This window comes from Planomonospora algeriensis (genome assembly GCF_977012225.1).
This window is the reverse complement of the sequence record NZ_CDRNDK010000793.1, coordinates 1-1,790: the sequence shown is the minus strand read 5'-3', so window position 1 is coordinate 1,790 and position 1,790 is coordinate 1. Positions and strand designations below refer to the sequence as shown.

At 70.2% G+C, this 1,790-nt stretch carries 1 protein-coding gene and 1 pseudogene; both read left to right on the top strand.

The features are described from left to right. Nucleotides 1–671: pseudogene (locus ACWJ6R_RS35835) on the top strand (lysine 2,3-aminomutase); the annotation flags it as partial. Nucleotides 672–1,112: 441 nt separating this feature from the next. Beyond that, on the top strand, nucleotides 1,113–1,697 hold the full coding sequence (locus ACWJ6R_RS35830) for a Na+/H+ antiporter NhaA (RefSeq protein WP_449066463.1): 585 nt from the start codon (nucleotides 1,113–1,115) through the stop codon (nucleotides 1,695–1,697). The last annotated feature ends 93 nt before the right edge of the window (nucleotides 1,698–1,790 follow it).

The following is a 1,790-nucleotide window of genomic DNA, read 5'->3' as shown; positions in this document are numbered from 1 at the left end:
AGCAGCTGGAGTCCGTCCGGATCGGCACCAAGTCCCTGGCCTACTGGCCGCAGCGGTTCGTCTCGGACCCGGACGCCGACGACACCCTCAAGCTGTTCGCCTCCGTGGTGGACGCGGGCAAGAACCTCGCCTTCATGGCCCACTTCTCCCATCCCCGGGAGATGGACTCCCCTCTGGTGGAGGCGGCGGTGGCCGGGATCCTCGGCACGGGGGCGGTGATCCGCACCCAGGCGCCGCTGATCAGGTCGGTCAACGACGACCCGGCCGTCTGGTCGGCGATGTGGCGCCGGCAGCACGTGATGGGCATGGTGCCGTACTACATGTTCGTCGAGCGGGACACCGGGCCGCAGGACTACTTCGCGGTGCCGCTGGCCCGGGCGCACGAGATCTTCCGGGAGGCGTACGCGGACGTCTCGGGGCTCTGCCGTACGGTGCGGGGCCCGTCGATGTCGGCCACGCCGGGCAAGGTCTGCGTCGACGGCGTCGCGGAGGTCGCCGGGCGGAAGGTCTTCGTGCTCCACCTCATCCAGGCCCGTGATCCCGGCCTGGTCGGGCGGCCGTTCTTCGCCGAGTACGACCCCGAGGCGGTGTGGCTCACCGACCTCCGCCCGGCCTTCGCCGACCGCTTCCCCTTCGATCCGGTCGCGGCCGACGCGCTGCTGCCGGTCTGATCGCGTCCGGTCAAGCCGGTCCCCGGTAACGGGAAAACCCGGGGCCGCGGCTCGCGGGAACCGTTTTCCCACCTCTTTCCCCGGGATTTGTCTCGCGATCGGCAAAGCCCTTCCCGGCTTCCGGGACGTTCCCGGCGTATGGGAATCACGTCGTTCTCATTCGTGAGGACATTTCCGTTTTCGTGATCTCGCGGGACGGGCTGCCGGGCCCTCCCGCGCAGGCGGAAAGCCTTCCCGGCTCTTGCTTCAACAGGTGCTCTGGTCATCGTAAACAGGCCGGAACGCCTGACCCGGCGGTGATAGAAATTCGCAGGACAGCTTCCGGTCGGTGCACCCCCTGCGATCCTCTCAAACCGCGCCACCGGCGAAAACGGAGTCTTGGGGCCCGAATCCTCTGAAATGTCAGGGAAAGCGGGCCGATCACGAGCTGGGAAGGCAATCATGAAGCGAGTCATCAAGACGGCCGTGGCCGTTGCGGCGCTGGGGCTGGCGGCGGCGATCTGCACGCCCGCTCAGGCGCAGTCGATCCCCTCCCTCGGCGGTCAGGACGCGACCGAGACCGTCTCCATGGCGATCCGGGGGCTCGCCGGCGGCCTCACCGGCGGTCGGCTGGACGGCCTGGCGGGCGCCTTCGGCGACCCGGTCGTGCTGGGGGTCGTGGTGGGCCTGGTGGCGGGCAAGCCGATCGGGATCATGGCCGCGACCTGGCTGATGGCCCGCTTCACCCGGGCCGACCTGGACGAGGACCTGGCCTGGGTGGACGTGGCGGGGTTGTCGGTGCTGGCGGGGATCGGGTTCACCGTCTCGCTGCTGATCGGCGAACTGGCCTTCGGCGTCGGAGAAGACGAGCACGTCAAGGTGGCGGTGCTGGCCGGTTCGCTGACCGCGGCGCTGCTCGCGACGGTGATCCTGCGGCTGCGCAACCGCGTCTACCGGCGCATCCGTGAGATGGAGACCGCCGACCTCGACCACGACGGCATCCCGGACGTCTACGAGACCGACCGGCCCGGACCGGGCGGCGGCTGAACCGCGGGCCCGCGGTCCTTTCCGCCGGCGCCCGGATCAGCGCGCGTGCGCCGCGCCCGGATCACCGCGTTCCTGGACGCCGTGCGCACCGCG